The sequence below is a fragment of the Herbaspirillum sp. Her4 genome, assembly GCF_057961335.1.
The window spans coordinates 24,537-47,854 of record NZ_CM176330.1; the positions used below are offsets into that span (position 1 = coordinate 24,537).

Below are 23,318 nucleotides of genomic sequence, written 5' to 3' on the forward strand. Positions count from 1 at the left end.
CTAAATGATTTAAATCATTTACATCAATAGAACTTCAGGAAGTGCATCAGCACCTGAATCACGATGATGCCGCCAATGAGTCCGCCCCCGAAATAAACGATCACACCCAGCAGCATGTTGGTGCGCCGCTGCTCGGCCAGCAGCTTGCGGATCAGCTCGGTGTTCTGCGGCTGGTTCTCGCCTTCGGTGTAGCGCGTCAGCGCCTGGTGCGCCAGGCGCGGCAGCTCCGGCAGCAGGCGGCTGTAACGCGGCACTTCCACCTTCAGCTGTTCGACGAAACCGCGCCAGCCGATCTGCTCGCTCATCCAGCGCTCCAGGTAGGGCTTGGCGGTCTTCCACAGGTCCAGGTCCGGATCGAGCTGGCGGCCCAGGCCTTCAACGTTGAGCAGCGTCTTCTGCAGCAACACCAGTTGCGGCTGCACTTCCACGTTGAAACGGCGCGAGGTCTGGAACAGGCGCAGCAGCACCTGGCCGAAGGAGATGTCCTTCAGCGGACGGTCGAAAATCGGTTCGCAGCAGGCACGCACGGCCGCTTCGAGTTCATCGACGCGGGTTTCCTTGGGCGCCCATCCGGATTCGATGTGGGCCTCGGCCACGCGCTTGTAGTCGCGGCGGAAGAAGGCCAGGAAATTCTGCGACAGGTAATCCTTGTCGTAATCGTTGAGCGTGCCGACGATGCCGAAGTCCAGCGCGATGTAGCGGCCGAAGGTTTCCGGGGCCACCGACACCAGGATGTTGCCGGGGTGCATGTCGGCGTGGAAGAAGCCATCGCGAAACACCTGGGTGAAGAAAATCTCCACGCCATCGCGCGAGAGCTTGGACAGGTCGACCCCTTCGGCGCGCAGGCGCTCGGTCTGCGAGATCGGGATGCCGTACATGCGCTCCATCACGATGACCGAGGATGAACAATAATCCCAATACATCTCCGGCACCATCAGCAGCGTGGACTCGGCGAAGTTGCGGCGCAGCTGGCTGGCATTGGCCGCTTCGCGCATGAGGTCCAGCTCGTCGTGCAGGTACTTGTCGAACTCGCCCACGACTTCCTTGGCCTTCAAGCGACGTCCATCGGCCCACAGGCGTTCCAGCCAGTCGGCGGCCACGTGCATGAGGCCGATGTCGTGATCGATGACGTCGCGCATGCCGGGACGCAGCACCTTGACGGCCACTTCCTTGCCATCCTTCAGGGTGGCGAAGTGGACCTGCGCAATCGAGGCCGAGGCCACCGGGGTGCGCTCGAAGCTGGCGAAGAGCTGGTCCGGATGCGCGCCCAGCGACTTCTCGATCTGCTTGACCGCAAGTTCCGAATCGAAGGGCGGCACGCGGTCCTGCAGCAGCGTCAGTTCATTGGCGATATCGGGCGGCATCAGGTCGCGCCGGGTCGAGAGCACCTGGCCAAACTTGATGAAGATGGGACCGAGATCCTCCAGCGCGCGACGCAGGCGCTCACCGCGCGGCGCAGTCAGGTCGCGCCAGAAGAAGATGCGGTTGATGATGCGGGCGATGCGCGGCGGCGCAAATTCGGAGGCGATGATTTCATCCAGGCCGTAGAGAATGGCGACACGGATGATCTTGAGCAGACGCATGGAACGCAGCAGCATTTAACGACGCTCCAGTTTCTCGATGCGCTTGGACAGGCGTTCCAGGTCATCGCGCAGGCGCACGACGTCGGCGGAAAAATCCTGCAACTGGCGGGGGCGGATCAGCATCGGTTGTTCTTCCAGGAAATACTCGGCAAGGTTTTCGGTCAGCTTGCGCTGCGTGGTGCGGGCGGCTTCGAACAGGCCACGCGCGCCGGAGACGATACGGGTCGCAGCAACATCGCCGACCACGCGGGAGAGATCATCCTCGGCATCCCAGCGCAGCTTCTGGCTCAGTTGCGAAATCGCATTGGCGAAATCGGCATCGCCCTCCAGCTTGACGTAAGAGACGGCGCGCTCGCGGTTGGCGGCAATCAGCGGCAGGTCGGACAGCTTCAGGCGGATGGTGACATTGGCCAGCGCATCGGCCGGCACCTCCTGCAGGTAGCCATCGCCGGTCACCTTCAGGCGCAATTGCATGACGCCGGTATCGATGCAGGCGACCTTGCCGGCGTGGGCCATGAGGGTGTCGCGCGCCCACGGTTCCTGGGCCAGCAGGTGATTGATCACCGCAGCGGCAGGTTTCATCGGGTCGAGGCCGGAGACAAGAGTGGACGGATCGGGCAGCACGGACATGGATTCCAGAATCGGGGTGGATCGGAGGACTACAGGTTGAGTACGCCGGAGCAGAAAGAATTCCCTCCGCCAAAACAAAACCGCCCGCAAAAGCCGGGCGGTTTCAAGTGTACCAGCTTGGCGCACTGGCAAGGTTCAGGCACTGCGGCGGGCTTGATCCAGCGCGCCTTGTACCTGCATCAGACTTGCTGGATACCCGCCAGCACCCAGCCGCCGCTGCCGTTGAGCGGCTTGGAGAGATTCCAGATCTCGGCGAAGGGTTCGGCCGAGGCATCCGGCGCTTCCTTGATGAGACCCTGGAAGCGCACCGTGGCCAGGTAATCGAAGGCCATGGTCTCGATGCCCAGCAGTTGCGCGTCGAGCTGCACGACATCGGTGGCATTGGGCGCTGCGCCACGTTCGGTCAGCTGCATGCGCAGTTCGGCGAACATCTCGGGCGTGGTGAATTCACGGATGTCGTTGACGTCGGCGCGATCCCACGCCGCCTGCAGGCGGATGAAATAAGTCTTGGCATTGCGCACGAATCCGGCCGTATCAAAGCCTTCGGGGATGCCCCATTGCTGGATCTGCGCCGGCTGGGCCGTGCCGCCGTAGCCATTGCCTTGCAGGGCGGCAGGGGGCGCGTGCGGGACCGCCGGCGGCGGATTGATGTCGCGCAGGCCGGAACCGATTTCCGGGGTGGCACCGGCAGCGCTGCCGATGGGGCTCACGCCCGGCATCGGTGTGGCATAGGCCGGATTGTTGTTCTGCGCTTCACGGCCACGGGCAAACAGACGGATCAGGAAGATCACCGCCGCGCACAGCAGCGCGATGGTCAGCAGCGAACCCAGCATGCTGCCGAGCGCGCCACCGATCCCGAAGTGCGACATCAGCGCACCGAGGCCGAAGCCCAGCAGTGCACCGCCCAGCACATTGCGCCAGGGACTGGCGGGCTTGGGCATGGGAGCGCTTTGCGGCGCGGCGGCCGGTGCGGCAGGACGGGAAGGCTGGCTATAGGACGGCGAAGACGGCGCAGAGGGGGCCGCCTGGCGCGAGTAATTGGAGGATTGCTTGCCGAAGGAACCACCGCCACCCAGGCGCTTGGCCTCGGCGGGCGACATGATGAGGGAGAGCGAAGTGATCGCCAGCAGCAGTGCGAGGAATATTTTTTTCATGGGCTTGCCTCTTGTGGATGATGACGAAGTGGCGAGCGGGCCGAGGGAAAAGCAAGCCGCCACATCGGAGCCATCATTGTCGCCGGGCAGAATTAAGCCAGCCTTAATGCTGGCGCGCCCAGCATTAATCACATCTTAATGCCCGTATGCAGCGCAGCCACACCGGCGGTCAGGTTGAAATACTGCACGCGGTCCAGGCCGGCCTGTTCCATCATCTGCTTCAGGGTTTCCTGGTCGGGATGCATGCGGATCGACTCGGCCAGATAGCGATAACTGTCGGCATCGTTGGCGACCTTCTTGCCCAGCCACGGCAGGACCGAGAAGGAATAGACGTCATAGGGCTTCTTCAGCGGTTCCCAGACCTTGGAGAATTCCAGCACCAGCAGCTTGCCACCGGGTTTCAGCACGCGGCGCATCTCGGCCAGGGCGGCATCCTTGTGGGTCATGTTGCGCAGGCCGAAGGCCACCGAGACGCGGTCAAAATAATTGTCCGGGAAGGGCAGCTTCTCGGCATCGCACAGCATGGTCGGGGTGACGATGCCCTTGTTGAGCAGACGGTCGCGGCCCACGCGCAGCATGGATTCGTTGATGTCGGTAAGCCAGACTTCGCCGCTCGGACCTGCCTGCTTGGCGAAGACCTTGGAGAGGTCACCGGTACCGCCGGCGATGTCGAGCACCTTGAAGCCCGGACGCACGCCGGCCTGGGCGATGGTGAAGGCTTTCCAGATGCGATGCAGGCCCGCCGACATGAAGTCGTTCATCACGTCGTACTTGGCAGCGACGGAGTGGAACACTTCCGCGACCTTGCGGACCTTTTCTTCTTCTTTGACGGTTTCGTAACCGAAGTGGGTGGTGTTGGTCATGGCTGGGCCTGTAACGATGAAGACGACATTATAAGGGGAGCATCCGGCTTGGGCTTGCTTGCTGCCGTGGCAGGTCTTGATGCGTATCAGCGCTCGCGCAGCCGGGCCATCGACAAGGCGTCCACGTAGCGGCCCTCACGGAAGGCATATTTGCGGTAGGTACCTTCCACTTCGAAGCCGAGCTTGCTGTAAAGCGCGATCGCGGCCGCATTGTCGGCGAATACGGTCAGTTCCAGCCGGCGAATGTCCAGCCACTGATCGGCGGCCTGCACCAGCTCGGCCAGCAGCGCCTTGCCCACACCCTGCCCGCAATATGCATCGTGCACGCCCATGCCGATACCGGCCGCGTGCGCGCGCCTGCCGGCCGAACGATGCAGGCTGGCCTGGCCGATTACCTGGTCATCCAGCAAGGCCAGCAGATGCAGGCCGCCGTTGACGCCGTTGACGCCGGTACTCAGCCAGTGGCGGGTCTGCTCCAGTGTCTGATAAGGCAGGCGCAGGGTGCCGAAACGGAAACCCGGCAGGTTCACCAAGGTAGTGACGCCCTCGGCATCCTCAGGACGCGCGGCACGGATGAGCCAGCCTGGTTGCTCAGTGATGATGGCCGCAGGCATGCGCGTTGCCTCCTTCGACGGGCTGGTGATCGCGCCCGCTTTCACGGGTGAAGCCGGCCGCTTCCAGTTTCTGCAGGTAGGCTTCCCACAGGGCAGCCTGGTCACGGCCGAGCTGGTAGAGGTAATCCCAAGTGAAGATGCCGCTGGCGTGGCCGTCCGAGAACAGCGGTTTGACGCCATAGTTGCCGACCGGTTCGATGCCGTGGATCTCGACATCGCGCTTGCCGGTCTGCAGCACTTCCTGGCCCGGTCCGTGGCCGCGCACTTCGGCCGAGGGCGACAGAACGCGCATCAGTTCAAAGGGCAGGGAAAACATCACGCCGTCATCGAACTCGACTTCGACCACGCGCGAGAGCTTGCGTACCTTGAAGGACACCGGAACCGGAGAAGACGGGGCGCTCATGGGCTCTCCCTTGTTGAAATTGGTGAGTAGAAACATCGCGCCCGGCGGCGTCACCGCGCGCCGGGCTGCTGCCGGCATCAGGCCGTCAGGCCGGCCGCATCGAGATGCCGGCGCACTGCCTCGCGCAACTGCGGCAGCAGTGCACGGCGTGCGGCCAGCGAGGCCTCATCGGCCGCACGGCGCGGCTCGGCCCAGACCGGGCTGGGGAAATGGCGATCATCGGTGAAGCGCGGGATCACATGCCAATGCACGTGCGGCGTCATGTTGCCCAGCGTGGCCAGGTTGACCTTCTCGGGCTGCATCACTTCGCGCTGGGCGGCCTCGACCGCCCACACCGCATTGGCCAGCAGGGTGCGCTGGGCCGGGGCGAGGTCGGTCATTTCCTTCACGTGCGCATGGCAGATCACCCGGCAGAAGCCCGGATAATCGGCCTCATCGACCAGCACCACGCGAAACGCGGGATGCTGCCACAGCACCTCGCCACCATCGCCGGCACACAGCTCGCAAGCGGGAACCACGGAGGCACTCATGGCTTACACCAGGATACGTTCGATGCCGCCATTGTTGGCGCGCTCGACGTATTCCGGCATCCAGTTTTCGCCCAGCAGGTGACGCGCCATTTCCACCACGATGTAGTCGGCGGTGGTGCCGGCATCCTCGTTGTAGCGCGACAGGCCCTGGAAGCAGGACGGGCAGGAGGTCAGAATCTTGATGTCGCCGGTGAAGCCATCGGCGCGGACCTTGTCGCTGCCCTTCTTCATTTCCTCTTCCTTGCGGAAGCGGACCTGGGTCGAGACATCCGGACGCGACACACCGAAGGTACCCGACTCGCCGCAGCAGCGATCGTTCTTTTCGATCTTCTGCGCGTCCACCGTGGTGATGAGCGAGTTGACGGTCTTCAATGGATCCTGCTGCTTCATCGGGCTGTGGCAGGGGTCGTGGTACATGTAGCGGGTACCGGTCACGCCTTCCAGCTTGACGCCCTTTTCCAGCAGGTATTCGTGGATGTCGATGATGCGGCAGCCGGGGAAGATCTTCTCGAATTCATAGCCCTGCAGCTGGTCGTAGCAGGTACCGCAGGACACCACGACGGTCTTGATGTCGAGGTAGTTCAGCGTATTGGCCATGCGATGGAACAGCACGCGGTTGTCGGTGATGATCTTCTCGCCCTTTTCGAAGTCGCCGGTACCACGTTGCGGATAACCGCAGCACAGGTAGCCCGGCGGCAGCACGGTCTGCACGCCCACGTTCCACAGCATCGCTTGCGTGGCCAGGCCGACCTGCGAGAACAGGCGCTCCGAGCCGCAGCCGGGGAAATAGAACACCGCTTCCGTATCGGCCGTGGTGGTCTTGGGGTTGCGGATGATGGGGACGATCTTGTCATCCTCGATATCGAGCAGCGCGCGGGCGGTCTTCTTGGGCAGGTTGCCCGGCATCTTCTTGTTGATGAAGTGGATCACCTGCTCCTTGATCGGCGCCTTGCCGACGGTGGCTGCAGGTTTCTGGGTCTGCTTCTTGGCAAACTTCTTCAACAGGTCATTGCCCAGGCGCTGCGCCTTGAAGCCCCACTGCGTCATCACCTTGCGGGTGGCGTTGATGGTGGCCGGGTCGGTGGCATTGAGGAAGAACATGGCCGCATTGGTGCCGGCATTGAAGGACTTCTTGCCCATCTTGCGCAGCAGGTTGCGCATGTTCATCGAGACATCGCCGAAGTCGATATCGACCGGGCAAGGCGTGACGCACTTGTGGCACACCGTGCAGTGGTCGGCCACGTCCTCGAACTCTTCCCAATGCTTGATGGAGACGCCGCGGCGGGTCTGCTCTTCATAGAGGAAGGCTTCCACCAGCAGCGAGGTCGCCAGAATCTTGTTGCGCGGCGAGTACAGCAGGTTGGCGCGCGGCACGTGGGTCGAGCAGACCGGCTTGCACTTGCCGCAGCGCAGGCAGTCCTTGACGCTGCTGGCAATGGCACCGATGTCGCTCTGCTGCATGATCAGCGACTCGTGGCCCATCAAACCGAACGACGGCGTGTAGGCATTGGACAGGTCGGCTTCCATGCCGGGCAGGTTCAGGAGTTTGCCCTTGTTGAAGCGGCCTTCCGGGTCCACGCGCTTCTTGTATTCGCGGAATTCGCCGATCTCGTCTTCGGTCAGGAATTCCAGCTTGGTGATGCCGATGCCGTGCTCGCCCGAGATCACGCCATTGAGCGAACGCGCCAACTTCATGATGCGCGCCACGGCGACGTGGGCATCCTGCAGCATTTCGTAGTGGTCGGAATTGACCGGGATGTTGGTGTGCACGTTGCCATCACCCGCGTGCATGTGCAGGGCCACGAAGACGCGGCCGCGCAGCACGCGCTTGTGGATGGCCTGGCATTCTTCCAGGATCAGCTTGAAGGCCGCGCCCGAGAAGATCTGGCGCAGTTGCGCCCGCACTTCCTGCTTCCAGGAGATGCGCACGGTGCGGTCCTGCACCACGTGGAAGACGGCGGCTTCGGGCTGGTCGATCAGGCGCTGCTCAAACACCGGCAGCATCTTTTCCAGGCCCAGTGCGGCCAGTTCTCCCTTGGCTTCATCCAGCGGCTTGTCCAGGTTGGCCAGCAGGTAGGACCAGCGTGCGTGGGTCTGTTCGAGCAGGCTCTCGGCCTGGTGGACGCGGTCTTCCAGCATTTCGGCGGCGGGGATGTCGTCACCCTCGGCGTCGTCGCTCTTGCCCAGCGGCAGGTTGCCCTTGACGAAGAAGCTGTCCAGTTCGGCCAGCAGTTGCAGCTTGTTCTTGATCGACAGCTCGATGTTGATGCGCTCGATGCCGTCGGTGTATTCGCCCATGCGGTTCAGCGGGATCACCACGTCTTCATTGATCTTGAAGGCATTGGTGTGCTTGGCGATGGCCGCCGTGCGCGAACGGTCCAGCCAGAATTTCTTGCGCGCTTCCGGGCTCACGGCCACGAAGCCTTCGCCCACACGGTTGTTGGCCATGCGGATGACTTCCGACGCGGCAGCGGCCACGGCATTCTCGTCATCGCCGACGATGTCGCCGATCAACACCATCTTGGGCAGCACGCCGCGCTTGGACTTGGTGGCATAGCCGACCGCGCGCAGGTAGCGCTCGTCCAGGTGTTCCAGGCCGGCCAGGATGGCGCCGCCCTTTTTGGTTTCGGCGTCGAGGTAATCCTTGATTTCGACGATCGAGGGAATCGCATCGCGCGCCTGGCCGAAGAATTCCAGGCAGACCGTGCGGGTCTGCTTGGGCATCTTGTGCAGGATCCAGCGGGCCGAAGTGATCAGGCCGTCACAGCCTTCCTTCTGCACGCCGGGCAGGCCCGAGAGGAACTTGTCGGTGACGTCCTTGCCCAGGCCTTCCTTGCGGAATTTCTTGCCGGAGATTTCCAGGATCTCGGTCTTGAAGACTTCGGTCTTCTGGCCCTTTTCGCCGGGATGCGACCACTCCAGCTTGAAGCGTGCCACTTCGACATCGTGGATCTTGCCCAGGTTGTGGTCCAGGCGGGTCACTTCCAGCCAGTCACCCTGCGGATCCACCATGCGCCAGCTGGCCAGGTTGTCCAGAGCGGTGCCCCACAGCACGGCCTTCTTGCCGCCTGCGTTCATGGCGACGTTGCCGCCGATGCAGGAGGCTTCGGCCGAGGTCGGGTCCACCGCGAAGACGAAGCCGGCCTTCTCAGCCGCATCCGAGACGCGCTTGGTGACCACGCCGGCACCCGAATAGATGGTGGCGTAGGGCTTGTCCAGGCCGGGCAGGATTTCCATCTCGACCGCGCCCAGCTGTTCCAGTTTTTCGGTATTGATGACGGCCGACATGGGCGTCAGCGGAATGGCGCCACCGGTGTAGCCGGTGCCGCCGCCGCGCGGGATGATGGTCAGGCCCAGTTCGATACAGGCCTTGACAAGGCCGGCCATCTCGTCTTCGCTGTCCGGGGTCAGCACCACGAAGGGGTACTCGACGCGCCAGTCGGTGGCGTCGGTCACGTGGGAGACGCGCGAGAGGCCATCGAACTTGATGTTGTCCTTGGCGGTATAGCGGCCCAGTACCTTGGTGGCGCGCTTGCGCAGGTCATAGGTCTGGCGGAATTCTTCGGCGAAATCGCCGATGGCCTTGCGGGCGGCCTTCAGCAAGGCTTCCACGCTGGCGCTGCGGCGCTGGGCCTCGGCGTCGCCGGATTCGGCCAGGTCGGTGGCCAGGCGGCGCTTGTCGACTTCGCTCAGGCGATGGTTCAGCGCCTCGATCAGGGCGGCGCGGCGCTTGGGGTTGTCCAGCAGGTCGTCCTGCAGATAGGGATTGCGGCGGACCACCCAGATATCGCCCAACACTTCATACAGCATGCGCGCCGAACGGCCGGTCTGGCGCTTGCCGCGCAGCTCGTCCAGCAGGGACCAGGAGGCTTCGCCCAACAACCGGATCACGATCTCGCGATCGGAGAAGGAAGTGTAGTTGTAAGGGATTTCGCGCAAGCGCGGTGTCGCTGCGCCATGCGGCGCGTCTGTAAGCAAAGCCTGGATCTGTGCGGGGGCGTTCATCGATGTATGAGGTAAATCTGCTGCCGGAGGTGCATTTTAGCCTATTGGCAAAACTCGCGATGGCCCGACCCGGGTTTTGGGCGCGCTTGCATGAGCTTTGAGAGACCTTGTGCGGCGGATCGGCGACGTTTGCAGCGAGCAGCGCGGCAATAGCCTCTACCAATTGGATTCATAATAACAATCAATTTCTAAAAATCGATTGCTAAAATCTATAATCCATCTCAACTACTCAGCCATCAGGGACATGCCCTGACCCATCCCGCCAAGGAGGCCCCATGTTGCAAACCCTGATGACCGAATTCCTGGAAAACCTGGCCATTACCCTGGCCGACTATGCCCAATGCAAGGCCTGACCGGGCCGCGACGACGCTACAAGGAGATCACCATGCATACCGCCATCCTCAACGAAGACACGGGCCTGACCATGAAGCTCAAGACCCGCCACCTGGCCGTGCTGGGTGTGACGGCGACCTTCCTGGCGATCCGCCTGGTCGAGAACCTGGTGCCGACTTTGGCAGGATGATTCACCTGCCTCCCGGAAACCCTGCCACGGCGCCCTTGCGGCGCCGTTTTGCTTCATCTTTTCAGGAATTTACGCCAGCCAGCTGCCCAGCTTGTGCCAGAAGCCATCCGGCACGTTCAGCAGCAGCCAGGTCATGAGCACGTAGCGGATGAACTTGCCGATGGCCATATAGAACACCGAAGGCCAGAACGGCAGCCGCAGCCAGCCGGCCAGGGTGCAGATGGGATCGCCGATACCGGGCAGCCAGGCCAGCAGCATGGTCTTGGCACCGAAACGCTCCAGCCAGTGGAACCAGCGCGAGGAGCGCTCCTTGGCGAAGGCCTGCTTGGCCCCATAGCCCATCCAGTAGTCGACGATACCGCCCAGGGTGTTGCCGAAGGTGGCCACCAGGATCACCGGCCAGAACATCTCCGGACTGGCCTTGATGACGGCAAACACCGCCGGTTCAGAACCCAGCGGCAGCAGGGTGGCCGAAATGAAGCTGATCAGGAACACCGAGGTCAGGCCGACGGTAGGAATGGCGAGGATATTGAGCAGCCAGAGGACGGCGGATTCGATCATGCAGGAGGCAGGTAGATGAAATCGGCTGGCCGCAGCCAGGAGGAAAACTTGCCACCCGTCAAGCCGGTCGGGTGGCGCAGCGTGCATTCTAGCTGGTGCCGCCGGGCCTGAATTCAAGAAGTGAAGAAAGATTCATCTCCGGCATCAGACACGCCAAGCTTGGCGTCGCCTTGGCCGGCTCCCTTATAATGTCCAGTTCCCCTGGCCCGGACCGGTGACCTGCCGGCCCGGCCCAGGAGGAAATCCCCAGCGGCTTACCCAGCCTTGATTCCTTTTACCCTGAATGCGATATGACCGCGCCTGAACCCGCTGCTGCTCGCCTGACTTCACTTCATTGATGACCAACATGAGTAACGATTATCTGAAAAAGATCCTGACCGCCCGCGTCTACGACGTCGCCCAAGAAACCCCGCTGGAACTGGCGAATACGCTGTCGCAAAGGATTGATAATCGAATTTACTTCAAGCGTGAAGACATGCAGAGCGTGTTCAGCTTCAAGCTGCGCGGCGCCTACAACAAGATGGCCCACCTGACGCCGGCGCAACTGAAGCGCGGCGTCATCTGCGCCTCGGCCGGCAACCACGCCCAGGGCGTGGCGCTCTCCGCAGCCCGCCTGGGCTGCCGCGCCGTGATCGTCATGCCCACCACCACCCCGCAGGTGAAGATCGATGCCGTCAAGGCGCGCGGCGGTGAAGTGGTGCTCTTTGGCGACTCCTTCACCGATGCCTACGAACACGCCTTGACGCTGGAAAAGAAGCAGAAGCTGACCTTCGTCCACCCCTTCGACGATCCTTACGTGATCGCCGGCCAAGGCACGGTGGGCATGGAAATCCTGCGCCAGCACCCGGAACCGATCCACGCCATCTTCGTGGCCATCGGCGGTGGCGGCCTGATCGCGGGCGTGGCCTCCTACGTCAAGGCAGTGCGGCCGGACATCAAGATCATCGGCGTACAGACCACCGACTCCGACGCCATGGCGCGCAGCCTGAAAGCCGGCCGCCGCGTGGCCCTGCCGGACGTGGGCCTGTTCTCGGATGGCACGGCGGTCAAGCTGGTAGGTGAAGAAACCTTCCGCATCGCCAAGGAGCTGGTAGACGAAGTCATCATCGTCGACACCGATGCCGTCTGCACCGCCATCAAGGACATCTTCCAGGACACCCGCAGCATCGTCGAACCCGCCGGCGCGCTGGCCGTGGCCGGTGCCAAGGCCTATGTGGAACGTGCCAAGGCCAGCAAGAAGCCGATCAAGGGCGAGTCCTTGATCACCATCGCCTGCGGTGCCAACATGAACTTCGACCGCCTGCGCTTCGTGGCCGAAATGGCGGACAACGGCGAGGCCCGTGAAGCGGTCTTCGCCGTCACCATTCCCGAAGAACGCGGCAGCTTCCGACGCTTCTGCGAAACGGTCGGCCCGCGCAACGTCACCGAATTCAACTACCGCATCAGCGACGCCAAGGCGGCCCATGTGTTCGTCGGTATCCAGGTATCGGCAGCGGATGAAGCAGGCAAGATCGCGCGCAATTTCGAGAAGGCAGGCTTTGGCGTGCTGGACCTGACCCATGATGAACTGGCCAAGGTCCACATCCGTCACCTGGTGGGCGGCAAGAGTGAACTGGCGGGCGATGAACTGCTGTATCGCTTCGAATTCCCGGAACGTCCGGGCGCGTTGATGAAGTTCCTTTCCAGCATGAACCCGGGCTGGAACATCAGCCTGTTCCACTACCGCAACCAGGGCGGCGATGTCGGCCGCATCCTGATCGGTGTGCAAGTGCCGAAGAAGGAAATGAAGGAATTCCGCGCGTTCCTGGCCCAGCTGGGCTATCGCCACTGGGACGAAACCAGGAACCCGCTGTACAAGCTCTTCCTCGGCTGATCAAGGCCGACGCCGCGCGCCATTTCAACTGCGCGCGGCGGCAACATCACAGAACGTCACCCGCAGCACCGCAGGAGTATTCATATGGACCACACCAACCCGCCCGCATCCACCGTCGGCCATTCGCCGGAAAGTTCTCCCCTGGGCAAGAGCTCGGAATATCCGACGCATTACGATCCGAGCCTGCTGTTCCCAATTCCGCGCGCGCCCAAGCGCGCCGAATTGCAGATCAGCGGCACCCTGCCCTTCTTCGGCGTGGACCTGTGGACGGCTTATGAAATCTCCTGGCTGAACCTGCGCGGCAAACCCCAGATCGCCATCGCCACCTTCATGGTGCCGGCCGATTCGCCCAACATCATCGAGTCGAAGTCCTTCAAGCTGTACTTGAATTCCTTCAATCAGGAGCGTCTGGAAAGCGCCGACCAGTTGATCGACAAGATGCGCACCGACCTCTCGGCCGCCGCCGGTGCCAGCGTGCAGGTGACGCTGACCGAATCCTCGCAGTTCGGGCAGATGCAGTTTGGTGAACTCTCGGGCCTGCTGCTGGACCGGCTCGATGTGGAAATCGAACCGGCCACCGGCGCGGCCCATCCCGACGGCAGCCTGCTGCGTGCCAATACCGACGAAGCCACGGTGGAAGAAACCCTGGTGTCGCACCTGCTCAAGTCCAACTGCCCGGTGACCAGCCAGCCCGATTGGGGCAGCGTGCAGATCCAGTACGTGGGCGCGCCCATCGACCAGGAACGGCTGCTGAAGTACATCATCGGCTTCCGCGAACACAATGAATTCCACGAGCAATGCGTGGAACGCATCTTCACCGACATCCTGCGCCACTGCAAACCGCAGAAGCTGGCGGTCTACGCTCGCTACACGCGGCGCGGCGGACTGGACATCAATCCCTGGCGCAGCAATTTCTCCAGCGCCAAGCCGCCTTCGCAACTGCGCAACGCGCGCCAGTAAGCGTCGACAATTCATCCCTGCAGGCTGTTCTCCGTGGTGCCAACACCACGGAGTGTCAGCAAATTGTTACAAAATCTTGCGACCAGCGGTGTCGTTGTCCCGTGGGGACAGCCATGGCCGCCATGATTTGGTAACATCTTGCGCTTCAGCAAGATCCACCTAGCGGGATATTTTTGCCACGATGGCAGTCCACACAAGCTGTGGATGAGCTGGCCGGCGACTCGCCTTTTGCCTGTTCCGTGGTCACCGAGCCGCCTGCACATCCCCTCGCTTACCCACTTGCCGTCGCGTTTTTTTGCTTTTCCCTTCAATAACAACCATGAAAACCACCACCCAGCTCCGGTGCCAGGCCGAAACCTTCACTTTTGGCGCGATATTGCGCAAAGCCGCCCTCGTCTCAGCCGTCACCTTGGCCCTGGCCCCTGCCGCCCACGCCGAAGACAACCAGTACAGCCTCTGGCAGCAAACCAAGGACCACGCCTCCAGGATCTGGAACCAGGGCGATGACGCCATCTACCTGTCCGGCGTGGCGCACCACGGCCGCAGCACCTACAGCCGCGACAAACTCAATGAACTCAACGAACATGCCTGGGGTGCCGGTTACGGCAAGACCCTGCGCAACGAGCAGGGCAATGATGAATCCCTGTACGGCTTCGTGATCAAGGATTCGCACCGCCATCCGCAGTACATGGCCGGCTATGCCTATGAATGGGTATTCCCGATCGCCAAGACCGGGCTGGAACTGGGCCTGGGCGGCACGGCCATGCTGATGAGCCGCCAGGATTACTTCAACAGCATCCCCTTCCCGGTACCGCTGCCGCTGGCCTCCATCGGTACGCAGAAGGCCAAGATCATGTTCGCCTACGTGCCGCGCCTGTCGGCCAACAAGAACAATGGCGACGTGCTGCTGATCTTCGGCCGCATCGAGATGTAATGCTCTTCAGCCCGCCGGTGCATGCCGGCGGGTCTGCTTTGCGGCATTCGTCCGGGCCGATGTGACCGGGCAACAGATGAGCCGCCCTTTCCTGCCGCGCTTTTTTCCACAGATCGTCACACATCATCGCCAACCATCACGGCGTGATATCCCTTGCGGCAACTTGTTGCCAACGATCATCGATCTTTCGTATGAAACTCGTGGCAATTCGGGGTTTTCTTCCCGAAATCCCCTCCTGTTCAGCGCTTTCAAAGCCCTCCGGCATCGGCAAAGAAGCCTATAATCCTGCTCAAAGCTTCAGTCCGTAGCAATTCCTTGAGCGTCATGACTAATCTCGCAAAAATCCTGTCTCCAGAAAACGTGGTTCTGGATCTGGAAGTGTCCAGCAAAAAAAGAGCTTTCGAACAAGCCGGCCTGACCTTCGAAAACAACAGCGGCATCGCGCGCTCCACCGTTTCCGAAAACCTGTTCGCACGAGAGCGTCTGGGTTCGACCGGACTGGGGCATGGCGTGGCCGTGCCGCACGGCCGCATCAAGGGCCTGAAGGCGCCGCTGGCGCTGTTCATGCGCCTGGCCGCACCGATTCCCTTCGAGTCGCCCGATGGTCAACCGGTCAAGCTGCTGGTGTTCCTGCTCATTCCCGACAACGTGACGCAGCAGCATCTGGAAATCCTCTCGGAAATCGCCGAGATGTTTTCCGACGATGCCTTCCGCAATGAACTCACCGTCGAGTCCGACCCTGCCGTGGTGCATGCCCGCATCGTGACCTGGCAGACCTCGATGGAAAAAGCCGGCTGAGGCCGGCACAATCAGGCTGCACCAAGCCGGCGGCAATTCCGCACCCTATTCTGTGAGCAGATCCGGATCTCCATGCCCAATTATTCCGCGTTGTCGATTCAGCAGCTGTACGAAGAAAACCGTGAATCCCTGCAACTGGGCTGGTTCGCCGGCTTCCCCGGCGGCGAGCGCCTGATCTCGGGCGATGCCGTCTCGGCCTCCGACCAGGTCGGCCACCTGAACCTGATCCACCCCGGCCGCCTGCAGGTCTTCGGCCATCAGGAAATCGAGTACTACAACCGCCTCTCCAACACTTCGCGCGCCTACCAGACCGCCGAACTGGTGGCCGGCGAGCCTCCTGCGTTCATCATCGCGCAGGGCCTGTCGACCCCGCCCGATATCCTGGCGGTGTGCGATGAAAAGAACATCCCGCTGTTTTCCACGCCGCTGCCGGCCGCGCAGGTGATCGATTATCTGCGCGTGTATCTCTCCAAGAAACTGGCCCAGCAGATCACCATGCACGGCGTGTTCATGGACGTGCTGGGCGTGGGCGTGTTGATCACCGGTGAATCGGGACTGGGCAAGAGCGAACTGGGTCTTGAACTGATCTCGCGCAGCCACGGCCTGGTGGCCGATGACGCGGTGGAGTTCGCGCGCATCGCGCCCAACATGATCGAGGGCCGCTGCCCGCCGCTGTTGGCCAACCTGCTGGAAGTGCGCGGCTTGGGTCTGCTGGACATCAAGGCCATCTTTGGCGAGACCGCCGTGCGCCGCAAGATGCGCCTGAAGCTCATCGTCCACCTGGTCCGCCGCAGCACGCTGGAAGAAAACTACGAACGCCTGCCGCTGGATGCGCAATATGAAGAAGTGCTGGGCCTGCCGATCCGCAAGGTGGTCATTCCCGTGGCGGCCGGCCGCAACATCGCGGTGCTGCTGGAAGCCGCCGTGCGCAACACCATCCTGCAACTGCGCGGCATCGATACCCTCAAGGAATTCATCGAACGCCAGCGGCGCGCCATGAACGGCGAATAAGCCGGACAAGCCGGACGCAATTTTCCCGCTCGTCGGGAAAACTTTCGGTGGCGCGTTGGCCTACCCGTGCCGCCACGCAGGCACGGGTGATGCGTTATGATTCCGCCATGCGAATCGTTCTGATCACCGGCATTTCCGGCTCCGGCAAATCGGTAGCACTTCACGTGCTGGAAGACGCCGGCTATTTCTGCGTCGACAATCTCCCGCCCTCCCTGCTGTGCGACCTGGTGCAGACCCGCATCAAGGAAGGTGCAAGCATGCTGGCCGTGGCCACCGATGCCCGCAGTGCCGATTCACTGGCCACGCTGCGCACCGACATCGAGCAGTTGCGCGCCGATGGCCATGACGTCAAGGTGTTCTTCCTGACCGCCTCCGACGAAACCCTCATCACCCGCTTCTCCGAGACGCGCCGCAGCCATCCGCTGTCGCACCGCCTGCTGCCGGGCCGCCCGACCTCATCGGACCGCCTGACCCTGACCGAGTGCATCGCGCTGGAAAAGGAGATGCTGGGCGACCTGCAGGACATCGGCCTGGTCATGGATACCTCGCAGCTCAGCTCCAACAAGCTGCGCCGCTGGATCAAGGACCTGGTGGATCTGGAACGCTCGCCGCTGACCCTGCTCATCGAATCCTTCGGCTTCAAGCACGGCCTGCCGCTGGATGCCGACCTGGTGTTCGACGTGCGCATGCTGCCCAATCCGCACTATGACGCCGAACTGCGCCCGCTGACCGGACGCGATGCACCGGTGATCGAGTTCCTGGTGGCCTATCCGGAAGTGGCCGAGATGTACAACGACATCCGCGGCTTCGTCGAAAAGTGGCTGCCCTCCTTCAAGAACGACAACCGCAGCTATCTCACCGTGGCCATCGGCTGCACCGGTGGCCAGCATCGTTCAGTCTATCTGGCTGAGCAACTGGCCAGCCATTTCCGCGCCACTGAACAGGTGGTGTGCAGGCATCGCCAGCTGAACTGACAGGTGCGCGCTTCCGAAGTGTCAGGTGCGGGGACTTGAAGTGTCAGGTGTGAGACCCGCAACTGTCAGGTGAACTGTTCAGGCACTGGCCAGCAGATCGTCCGCCCGCAAGACCCCCAGCAAGAGTTTCTTGACCGGTGCCGGCAAGGGCGCATCGGCCAGCTTGCGCGCCGGATACCACACCAGCCCGCCTTCGGCGATGCGATGGCTACGGCTCTTCAGGGCAACCTGGAACGGTGCCACATGCAGCTTGAAGTGCGTGAAGACGTGCGAGAACGGTTGCAGCTTGCGGCATCCATCCAGTTCGCCATAGGGTGCCACCAGGGTGCGAACGGCAATGTCGAAGTGCTCGGCATTGCCCACGCCGATTTCCGGCAGGGACAGCAGGCCGCCCCAGATGCCGCTGTCGGGGCGCTGCTCCAGCAGCACATCCTCGCCCTGGGTGATGACCAGCATCACCGTTTCCTTTTCCGGCACGGCTTTCTTCGGTTTGCTCACCGGCAGTTCGGCCACGCGATCCTCGGCCAGCGCCACGCAGCGTCCGGCCAGCGGACAGCGTGTGCAAGCCGGCTTGCCGCGCACGCACAGCGTCGCGCCCAGGTCCATCAGGCCTTGGGTGTAGGACTCGATATCCTCTTCCGGGAGCAGGGCCACCGCGCGCAGCCACAGCTGGTCTTCGACCGGCTTGGCACCGGGATAGCCATCCACTCCGAACACGCGCGCAAAGACGCGCTTGACGTTGCCGTCGAGGATGGCCGCGCGGCGTCCATAGGAAAAGGCGGCGATGGCAGCTGCAGTTGAACGCCCGATGCCGGGCAGGTCGGCCAGCAGCGCCGGATCGTCCGGGAAGCGGCCACCGTATTCAGCCACCACCCGCTGCGCACACTTGTGCAGGTTGCGCGCGCGCGTGTAGTAACCCAGGCCGCTCCACAGCGCCATCACGTCCTCAGAGGGGGCGGCGGCCAGCGCGAAGACATCCGGACAGCGCTCCAGGAAGCGCTGGTAATACGGAATCACGGCAGCAACCTGCGTCTGCTGCAGCATGATCTCGGAGAGCCACACGCGATAGGCATCGCGCGTGTTCTGCCAAGGCAGCTTGTGACGGCCATGCTGCTTCTGCCAGGCGATGACCTCCGCCGAAAAGGAGGGATCTTCATACTGCGCGCCCGCGTTCTCGGCGGTGGACGCCTTCTTGCGGCGCGATTCGACAAGTCCCTTCATTTCTGGCAGCTCACGCAGTAGAAGGTGGAGCGCTGGCCCTGCTTGATCTGGCGGATCGGTGCCGCGCAGATGCGGCAGGGCTCGCCGGTACGGTTGTAGACGAAATAATTCTGCTGGAAGTAACCCGACTGACCGTTGACTGCAATGAAGTCGCGCAGCGTGCTGCCACCCTGCTCGATGGCGGCGGCCAGCGTCTCGCGGATGGCTTCGGCCAGGCGCTCATAGCGCGCCAGACTGATCTTGTACGCCGGGGTCTTGGGATTGATGCGGGCCTTGAACAGGCTTTCCGACGCATAGATGTTGCCGACCCCGACCACGATGTCGCCCGCCAGCAGCACCTGCTTGATGGGCGCGCTGCGGCCGCGCGTCTGGTTGAACAGCTCGCGCGCGCTGAACTTGTCTTCCAGCGGCTCCAGCCCCAGGCTGCGCAGCAGCAGGTGCTCTTCGATGTCGCCGTCGCTGAGGTCATGCCACAGGATGGCACCGAAGCGGCGCGGGTCGGTCATGCGCATGACCTGGCCGCCGACTTCGAGGTCGAAGTGGTCGTGCTTCTGTGGCGCGATGCCCGGCGGCAGGATGCGCAGGTGGCCGGACATGCCCAAGTGCACGATGAGCGTGCCATGGTCGAAATGGATCAGCAGATATTTGCCGCGTCGCCCTGTGCTGCGGATCACGCGCCCGGCCAGCAGGGTGTGCAAGCCCTCGGGGAAAGGCCAGCGCAGGCCGGTATGACGCAGCACGACGCCGCTGACGGTGCGCCCTTCCAAATGGGGCGCGACCCCGCGGCGGGTGACTTCGACTTCTGGTAATTCAGGCATGGGCTTGCGGATCGCGGTGATCCGGGAGGACGAGCAGGAAGCTGCATATGATAATGCACTTGCTGAAATCAAGACCTGAAGCCGCGTGTGCAACCTCGGGACAGACGCTTGTCAAAGATGGATTACACTGCGTTATCCGTAGCATCGTCAGTCTCAATGCCGTCAGCAACGCCACGGTTGTTGCGCGTAAAATCGAACCTCTCCGAATCGTCAGGATGACATCTTGAAAAAAACCATCGCCCTCCTCACCAGTTCCCTGCTGCTGACTGCCTGCGCGAGCTTCCAGCAGCCCGGCGACAAGGCGAACGCCCAGGCGGCCACTGACCAGAAGACGGCTTCCTCCAAGCCGGCCAACCGCAAGAAAGCCCCCAAGGCCAAGGTCCAGCAGCAGGAAGACGCGCTGCCGGCCATGGAGCTGAGCGAGGACATCCTTTACAAAGTGCTGACAGCCGAGATCGCCTTCCAGCGCGGCCAATGGCAATCGGCCTACGTGACCATGCTGGCCGCCGCCCAGCAGACGCGTGACCCGCGCCTGGCCAAGCGCGCCGCCGAGATGGCCGTGGCCGCGCGCCAGGCCGGCGAAGCGCTGGTGGCGGTACGCCTGTGGACCGAACTGGCACCGCATTCGGATGAAGCCCTGCAGAATTATCTGGGCCTGATCATGCTCTCGGACAGCGTCGACGAAATCGAACCGCTGCTCACCCAGCGCCTGGCCGATGCCGCCCCGCAGGCGCGCGGACCGATGCTGCTGCAGATCCAGCGTCTGCTGGCGCGGGCCAAGGACAAGCAGGCCAGCTATACCATCCTGCAAAACATCAGCAAGCCTTATGGCGACCTGATGGAAACCCATCTGGCCCTGGCCCAGGGTGCCTTCGGCATGGGCGATGGCGCCACCGCCCAGCGCGAAGCCGCCGCGGCCATGAAGATCAAGCCCGATTCGGAACTGGCCGTGCTCACCGCCGCCCAGGTTGCCTCCAACAACAAGGATGCGACCAAACTGGTGACCGATTTCCTGCGCAAGTATCCGGATGCGCGTGAAGTACGCGTGGCCTATGCCCGCAGCCTGGTCGAGCAGAAGGACTTCAAGCTGGCCCGCACCCAGTTCGAGACCCTGCTGAAGGAAGACGGCGAAGACGCCACCACCCTCTTCGCGCTGGGCGTACTGTCGGCCCAGACCGACCAGTTGAAGGATGCCGAATACTATCTGCAGCGCTACCTGCAGGTGCTCTCGGCCCAGCCCGAGGAAGACCGCGATCCCAGCCAGGCCCTGCTGCTGCTCTCGCGCATCGCCGAGGAGCGCCGCGATCTGGATTCGGCCCTGCGCTATCTCGATCAGGCTGAGCCCGGCACCGAAGGCTATCTGAACATCCAGGTCCGCCGCGCCCAATTGCTGGCCCGCAAGAACGACATCGAAGGCGCGCGCAAGGCGCTGGAAGATGCGCAAGCCGAATCGACCAACGATGGCGAGCAGCTGCAATTGCTGCTGGCCGAATCGAGCCTGCTGCGCGATGCCAACCGCAACCAGGAAGCGGCCGACGTGCTCAAGGGCGGCCTGCAGCGCTTCCCCAACAATACCGACCTGCTCTACGACTACTCCATGGTCCTGGAAAAGCTGGGCAAGTTCGACGAGATGGAAAAGTCGCTGCGCCGCGTGATGCAGCTGGCACCGGGCAACCAGCACGCGTACAACGCGCTGGGCTATTCGCTGGCCGATCGCAACATCCGCCTGCCGGAAGCGCTGGAACTGATCCAGAAGGCGGCCGACCTGGCCCCGGAAGATCCTTTCATTGCAGACAGCTTGGGCTGGGTGCTGTTCCGCATGGGCCGCGCCGAACAGGCCGAAACCCAGATGCGCCGCGCCTATGGCCTGCGCCCCGATGTGGAGATCGGCGTGCACCTGGGCGAAGTCCTGTGGACCAATGGCAAGCAGGACGAAGCCCGCAAGGTCTGGCGCGAAGTGAGCCTCAAGGAACCCAACAATGAAGTCCTGAAAAGCACGCTGTCGCGTCTCAATGTGAAGTTATGAGCAAAACACGCGCTTTCCCGGGGGCTGCTGCCCTCTGCCTGGCCGCTCTGCTCGGCGGTTGCGCCACGGTGTCGCAGGATGCCGTGGCACCGGACGCCACCGCACCGGCTTACCAGTCCAGCATCGAGATCGATGGCCGCATCTCGGTGCAGTACGAGCAGGATGATCGTCCGCAATCGCTGCATGGCAGCTTCTTCTGGAAGCAGACTGCGCAGGAGCTGAACCTGGAGATGTTCTCGCCGCTGGGCCAGACGGTGGCCACCATCAACGTCAAGCCCGGGATCGCCACGCTGGTGCAGTCAGGCCGCGCACCGCAGGTGGCGGCCGATGTGGATGCCCTGGCCGCGCAATCGCTGGGCTGGCCGCTGCCGGTCTCGGGCATGCGCCAGTGGCTGCAGGGCAGCGGCATCGATGCCAGCGGCAAGCCCTTCGTGGCCAAGGCTGGCGAGAACGATGCCAGCTTCACCACCCGCGATGGCTGGCGCGTGACCTATGCCAACTGGGAAAGCGATGCCGCCAGCGGCCAGACGCGCCCCAAACGCATCGACCTCACCCGCAGCACGACGCAGGCCGGCAAGGTGGCGATCCGCATCGCCATCGATGGCTGGAAGAAGCCTTGATGGAATGCCTGATGGCTGACCCTGCACCGCGTTTGATCCACAACTGAAGAATTCGTACTGCGCATGACCATCACCCTCACCGCCTGCCCGGCGCCGGCCAAGCTCAACCTGTTCCTGCACGTGACCGGCCGCCGCCCGGATGGCTATCACCTGCTGCAATCAGCCTTCCAGTTGATCGACCGCTGCGACACGCTCGATTTCAGCCTGCGCGAGGACGGGCAGATCCGCCGTACCAATGAGGTCCCCGGCGTGCCTGAGGCATCGGACCTGGTGATCCGCGCCGCGCACCTGCTGCGCGAGGCCAGCGGCCGGCCGCAACCGGGTGCCGACATCACCGTGCACAAGGTGCTGCCGATGGGTGGCGGGGTCGGTGGCGGCTCCTCCGATGCAGCAACGACATTATTGGTCTTGAATCATTTATGGAAATGCGGATACAATCGCGCCTCGCTGATGGAGATGGGCCTGAAGCTGGGTGCTGATGTTCCCTTCTTCCTGTTCGGCCGCAATGCATTCGCCGAAGGTGTGGGTGAAGAATTGTCGGCACTGCGTACCGCAGATTGCTGGTATGTGGTGATCGAACCGGGCGTATCTGTTCCAACTTCAATAATTTTTTCATCAAAGTTGTTGACAAGGGATACGAAACCAATCAGAATAACGGACTTTCCTGATGCGACGAAACAAGTTGCTTCCAGCTTCGGGAAAAACGATCTGGAAATGGTGGCAACCGCACATTTCCCCGAAGTGGCAGCAGCAGTCGAGTGGCTGGGCAAATTCGGGAGTGCGAGGATGACCGGATCTGGCGCTTGTGTGTTTAGTGCATTCGAACACGAACATCAGGCAGACGAAGTGCTCAAGCAATTGCCTTCGCGCTGGATCGGCTGGAAAGCCAAAGCGATGCAGGAACATCCTCTCGCCCATTTAGTGCAGTCGTAATAGAGAATTAGAGAATTGGTTTGACGAAGACGCAGCGCCTGATGATGAGCGCGCCGGCACGGCAAACAGCAAGTTGCGTAGGGGAATCGCCAAGCTGGTTAAGGCACCGGATTTTGATTCCGGCATTCCAAGGTTCGAATCCTTGTTCCCCTGCCATTTAATTCGGACAGGCCTTGTTTGATCAGGCCCGGGTCCAGTCAGAAAAATAAGCCGTCAATGTGAGACCGAACAAGTCAAGCATTGTCGGCTTTTCGACTTTTTAACGATTGCATTCAGGGATACCC

General features: G+C 62.4%; 21 protein-coding genes and 1 tRNA gene. 11 read left to right on the plus strand and 11 right to left on the minus strand.

The window, feature by feature from the left end; all coding sequences use genetic code 11:
* Nucleotides 1–23: 23 nt before the first annotated feature.
* The 8 genes from ubiB to ACWFUC_RS00160 form a co-directional block, all read right to left on the minus strand.
* Nucleotides 24–1,598 (minus strand): ubiquinone biosynthesis regulatory protein kinase UbiB, encoded by a 1,575-nt coding sequence (gene ubiB, locus ACWFUC_RS00125; RefSeq protein ID WP_489623778.1) that lies wholly within the window; start codon nt 1,596–1,598, stop codon nt 24–26.
* Nucleotides 1,599–2,213, minus strand: a complete 615-nt coding sequence (locus ACWFUC_RS00130; RefSeq protein ID WP_286866859.1) for a ubiquinone biosynthesis accessory factor UbiJ — start codon at nt 2,211–2,213, stop codon at nt 1,599–1,601.
* Nucleotides 2,214–2,392: 179 nt separating this feature from the next.
* Nucleotides 2,393–3,367, minus strand: coding sequence for a Tim44 domain-containing protein (locus tag ACWFUC_RS00135; RefSeq protein WP_489623779.1), 975 nt, complete (start codon nt 3,365–3,367; stop codon nt 2,393–2,395).
* 128 nt (nt 3,368–3,495) lie between these two features.
* Entirely contained in the window at nt 3,496–4,230 is a 735-nt protein-coding gene (ubiE, locus tag ACWFUC_RS00140; protein ID WP_039786819.1) for a bifunctional demethylmenaquinone methyltransferase/2-methoxy-6-polyprenyl-1,4-benzoquinol methylase UbiE, read from the minus strand.
* An 86-nt stretch (nt 4,231–4,316) separates the two neighbouring features.
* Entirely contained in the window at nt 4,317–4,844 is a 528-nt protein-coding gene (locus ACWFUC_RS00145) for a GNAT family N-acetyltransferase (protein WP_039786818.1), read from the minus strand.
* A complete protein-coding gene (locus ACWFUC_RS00150; RefSeq protein ID WP_039786816.1) occupies nt 4,822–5,247 on the minus strand; it encodes a gamma-butyrobetaine hydroxylase family protein in 426 nt (141 codons plus the stop codon). The genes ACWFUC_RS00145 and ACWFUC_RS00150 overlap by 23 nt, the downstream gene beginning before the upstream one ends.
* Before the next feature lie 77 nt (nt 5,248–5,324).
* Nucleotides 5,325–5,777: an HIT family protein gene (locus ACWFUC_RS00155; RefSeq protein ID WP_286866854.1), complete on the minus strand. Its 453-nt coding sequence runs from the start codon at nt 5,775–5,777 to the stop codon at nt 5,325–5,327.
* A 3-nt stretch (nt 5,778–5,780) separates the two neighbouring features.
* Complete coding sequence (locus tag ACWFUC_RS00160) at nt 5,781–9,782, minus strand: DUF3683 domain-containing protein (protein WP_489623780.1); 4,002 nt, start codon at nt 9,780–9,782, stop codon at nt 5,781–5,783.
* A 385-nt stretch (nt 9,783–10,167) separates the two neighbouring features.
* On the opposite strand from ACWFUC_RS00160, the gene ACWFUC_RS00165 reads away from it, so the two are divergent.
* Nucleotides 10,168–10,305 carry a hypothetical protein gene (locus tag ACWFUC_RS00165; RefSeq protein WP_166675087.1) on the plus strand — a complete coding sequence of 46 codons (138 nt, stop codon included), beginning with the start codon at nt 10,168–10,170 and terminating at the stop codon, nt 10,303–10,305.
* A 69-nt stretch (nt 10,306–10,374) separates the two neighbouring features.
* Here ACWFUC_RS00165 and ACWFUC_RS00170 read toward each other — a convergent pair whose 3' ends face one another.
* Nucleotides 10,375–10,866: a YqaA family protein gene (locus tag ACWFUC_RS00170; RefSeq protein ID WP_121045834.1), complete on the minus strand. Its 492-nt coding sequence runs from the start codon at nt 10,864–10,866 to the stop codon at nt 10,375–10,377.
* Nucleotides 10,867–11,203: 337 nt separating this feature from the next.
* On the opposite strand from ACWFUC_RS00170, the gene ilvA reads away from it, so the two are divergent.
* The 6 genes from ilvA (at nt 11,204) to rapZ (ending at nt 17,416) form a co-directional block, all read left to right on the plus strand.
* Nucleotides 11,204–12,739 (plus strand): threonine ammonia-lyase, biosynthetic, encoded by a 1,536-nt coding sequence (gene ilvA / locus ACWFUC_RS00175; protein WP_489623781.1) that lies wholly within the window; start codon nt 11,204–11,206, stop codon nt 12,737–12,739.
* An 84-nt stretch (nt 12,740–12,823) separates the two neighbouring features.
* Nucleotides 12,824–13,699 carry an NADPH-dependent 7-cyano-7-deazaguanine reductase QueF gene (gene queF, locus ACWFUC_RS00180; RefSeq protein WP_286866665.1) on the plus strand — a complete coding sequence of 292 codons (876 nt, stop codon included), beginning with the start codon at nt 12,824–12,826 and terminating at the stop codon, nt 13,697–13,699.
* 319 nt (nt 13,700–14,018) lie between these two features.
* Nucleotides 14,019–14,633 carry a hypothetical protein gene (locus ACWFUC_RS00185; RefSeq protein ID WP_489623782.1) on the plus strand — a complete coding sequence of 205 codons (615 nt, stop codon included), beginning with the start codon at nt 14,019–14,021 and terminating at the stop codon, nt 14,631–14,633.
* A 324-nt stretch (nt 14,634–14,957) separates the two neighbouring features.
* The gene (locus tag ACWFUC_RS00190) at nt 14,958–15,431 is read left to right on the plus strand and encodes a PTS sugar transporter subunit IIA (protein ID WP_034330862.1); all 474 of its coding nucleotides are present in this window, start codon (nt 14,958–14,960) and stop codon (nt 15,429–15,431) included.
* A gap of 72 nt (nt 15,432–15,503) precedes the next feature.
* Nucleotides 15,504–16,442: an HPr(Ser) kinase/phosphatase gene (hprK, locus tag ACWFUC_RS00195; RefSeq protein WP_034330851.1), complete on the plus strand. Its 939-nt coding sequence runs from the start codon at nt 15,504–15,506 to the stop codon at nt 16,440–16,442.
* 107 nt (nt 16,443–16,549) lie between these two features.
* The gene (rapZ, locus tag ACWFUC_RS00200) at nt 16,550–17,416 is read left to right on the plus strand and encodes an RNase adapter RapZ (protein ID WP_034330860.1); all 867 of its coding nucleotides are present in this window, start codon (nt 16,550–16,552) and stop codon (nt 17,414–17,416) included.
* A 78-nt stretch (nt 17,417–17,494) separates the two neighbouring features.
* Here rapZ and mutY read toward each other — a convergent pair whose 3' ends face one another.
* Nucleotides 17,495–18,637 carry an A/G-specific adenine glycosylase gene (gene mutY, locus ACWFUC_RS00205; RefSeq protein ID WP_489623783.1) on the minus strand — a complete coding sequence of 381 codons (1,143 nt, stop codon included), beginning with the start codon at nt 18,635–18,637 and terminating at the stop codon, nt 17,495–17,497.
* Nucleotides 18,634–19,455, minus strand: coding sequence for a bifunctional DNA-formamidopyrimidine glycosylase/DNA-(apurinic or apyrimidinic site) lyase (mutM, locus tag ACWFUC_RS00210; RefSeq protein WP_039784124.1), 822 nt, complete (start codon nt 19,453–19,455; stop codon nt 18,634–18,636). The genes mutY and mutM overlap by 4 nt, the downstream gene beginning before the upstream one ends.
* 223 nt (nt 19,456–19,678) lie before the next feature.
* On the opposite strand from mutM, the gene ACWFUC_RS00215 reads away from it, so the two are divergent.
* From ACWFUC_RS00215 to ACWFUC_RS00230, 4 genes are all read left to right on the plus strand, one after another.
* Entirely contained in the window at nt 19,679–21,481 is a 1,803-nt protein-coding gene (locus tag ACWFUC_RS00215; RefSeq protein WP_121045829.1) for a tetratricopeptide repeat protein, read from the plus strand.
* Nucleotides 21,478–22,101, plus strand: a complete 624-nt coding sequence (gene lolB, locus ACWFUC_RS00220; protein ID WP_204727083.1) for a lipoprotein insertase outer membrane protein LolB — start codon at nt 21,478–21,480, stop codon at nt 22,099–22,101. Before ACWFUC_RS00215 ends, lolB begins: the two co-directional genes overlap by 4 nt.
* A 63-nt stretch (nt 22,102–22,164) precedes the next feature.
* Nucleotides 22,165–23,034: a 4-(cytidine 5'-diphospho)-2-C-methyl-D-erythritol kinase gene (ispE, locus tag ACWFUC_RS00225; RefSeq protein WP_489623784.1), complete on the plus strand. Its 870-nt coding sequence runs from the start codon at nt 22,165–22,167 to the stop codon at nt 23,032–23,034.
* Between the two features lie 79 nt (nt 23,035–23,113).
* Nucleotides 23,114–23,190 (plus strand) — tRNA-Gln (locus ACWFUC_RS00230).
* Nucleotides 23,191–23,318 lie beyond the last annotated feature (128 nt).

Coding starts and splice junctions, on each gene's coding strand:
- lolB (WP_204727083.1), top strand. CDS start 21,478: ATGAGCAAAACACGCGCTTTCCCGGGGGCTGCTGCCCTCTGCCTGGCC.
- ACWFUC_RS00165 (WP_166675087.1), top strand. CDS start 10,168: ATGCATACCGCCATCCTCAACGAAGACACGGGCCTGACCATGAAGCTC.
- ACWFUC_RS00155 (WP_286866854.1), bottom strand. CDS start 5,777: ATGAGTGCCTCCGTGGTTCCCGCTTGCGAGCTGTGTGCCGGCGATGGT.
- ACWFUC_RS00130 (WP_286866859.1), bottom strand. CDS start 2,213: ATGTCCGTGCTGCCCGATCCGTCCACTCTTGTCTCCGGCCTCGACCCG.
- queF (WP_286866665.1), top strand. CDS start 12,824: ATGGACCACACCAACCCGCCCGCATCCACCGTCGGCCATTCGCCGGAA.
- ACWFUC_RS00160 (WP_489623780.1), bottom strand. CDS start 9,782: ATGAACGCCCCCGCACAGATCCAGGCTTTGCTTACAGACGCGCCGCAT.
- ilvA (WP_489623781.1), top strand. CDS start 11,204: ATGACCAACATGAGTAACGATTATCTGAAAAAGATCCTGACCGCCCGC.
- ubiE (WP_039786819.1), bottom strand. CDS start 4,230: ATGACCAACACCACCCACTTCGGTTACGAAACCGTCAAAGAAGAAGAA.
- ACWFUC_RS00170 (WP_121045834.1), bottom strand. CDS start 10,866: ATGATCGAATCCGCCGTCCTCTGGCTGCTCAATATCCTCGCCATTCCT.
- rapZ (WP_034330860.1), top strand. CDS start 16,550: ATGCGAATCGTTCTGATCACCGGCATTTCCGGCTCCGGCAAATCGGTA.
- ACWFUC_RS00150 (WP_039786816.1), bottom strand. CDS start 5,247: ATGAGCGCCCCGTCTTCTCCGGTTCCGGTGTCCTTCAAGGTACGCAAG.
- ACWFUC_RS00185 (WP_489623782.1), top strand. CDS start 14,019: ATGAAAACCACCACCCAGCTCCGGTGCCAGGCCGAAACCTTCACTTTT.
- ispE (WP_489623784.1), top strand. CDS start 22,165: ATGACCATCACCCTCACCGCCTGCCCGGCGCCGGCCAAGCTCAACCTG.
- mutM (WP_039784124.1), bottom strand. CDS start 19,455: ATGCCTGAATTACCAGAAGTCGAAGTCACCCGCCGCGGGGTCGCGCCC.
- mutY (WP_489623783.1), bottom strand. CDS start 18,637: ATGAAGGGACTTGTCGAATCGCGCCGCAAGAAGGCGTCCACCGCCGAG.
- ACWFUC_RS00135 (WP_489623779.1), bottom strand. CDS start 3,367: ATGAAAAAAATATTCCTCGCACTGCTGCTGGCGATCACTTCGCTCTCC.
- hprK (WP_034330851.1), top strand. CDS start 15,504: ATGCCCAATTATTCCGCGTTGTCGATTCAGCAGCTGTACGAAGAAAAC.
- ubiB (WP_489623778.1), bottom strand. CDS start 1,598: ATGCTGCTGCGTTCCATGCGTCTGCTCAAGATCATCCGTGTCGCCATT.
- ACWFUC_RS00190 (WP_034330862.1), top strand. CDS start 14,958: ATGACTAATCTCGCAAAAATCCTGTCTCCAGAAAACGTGGTTCTGGAT.
- ACWFUC_RS00145 (WP_039786818.1), bottom strand. CDS start 4,844: ATGCCTGCGGCCATCATCACTGAGCAACCAGGCTGGCTCATCCGTGCC.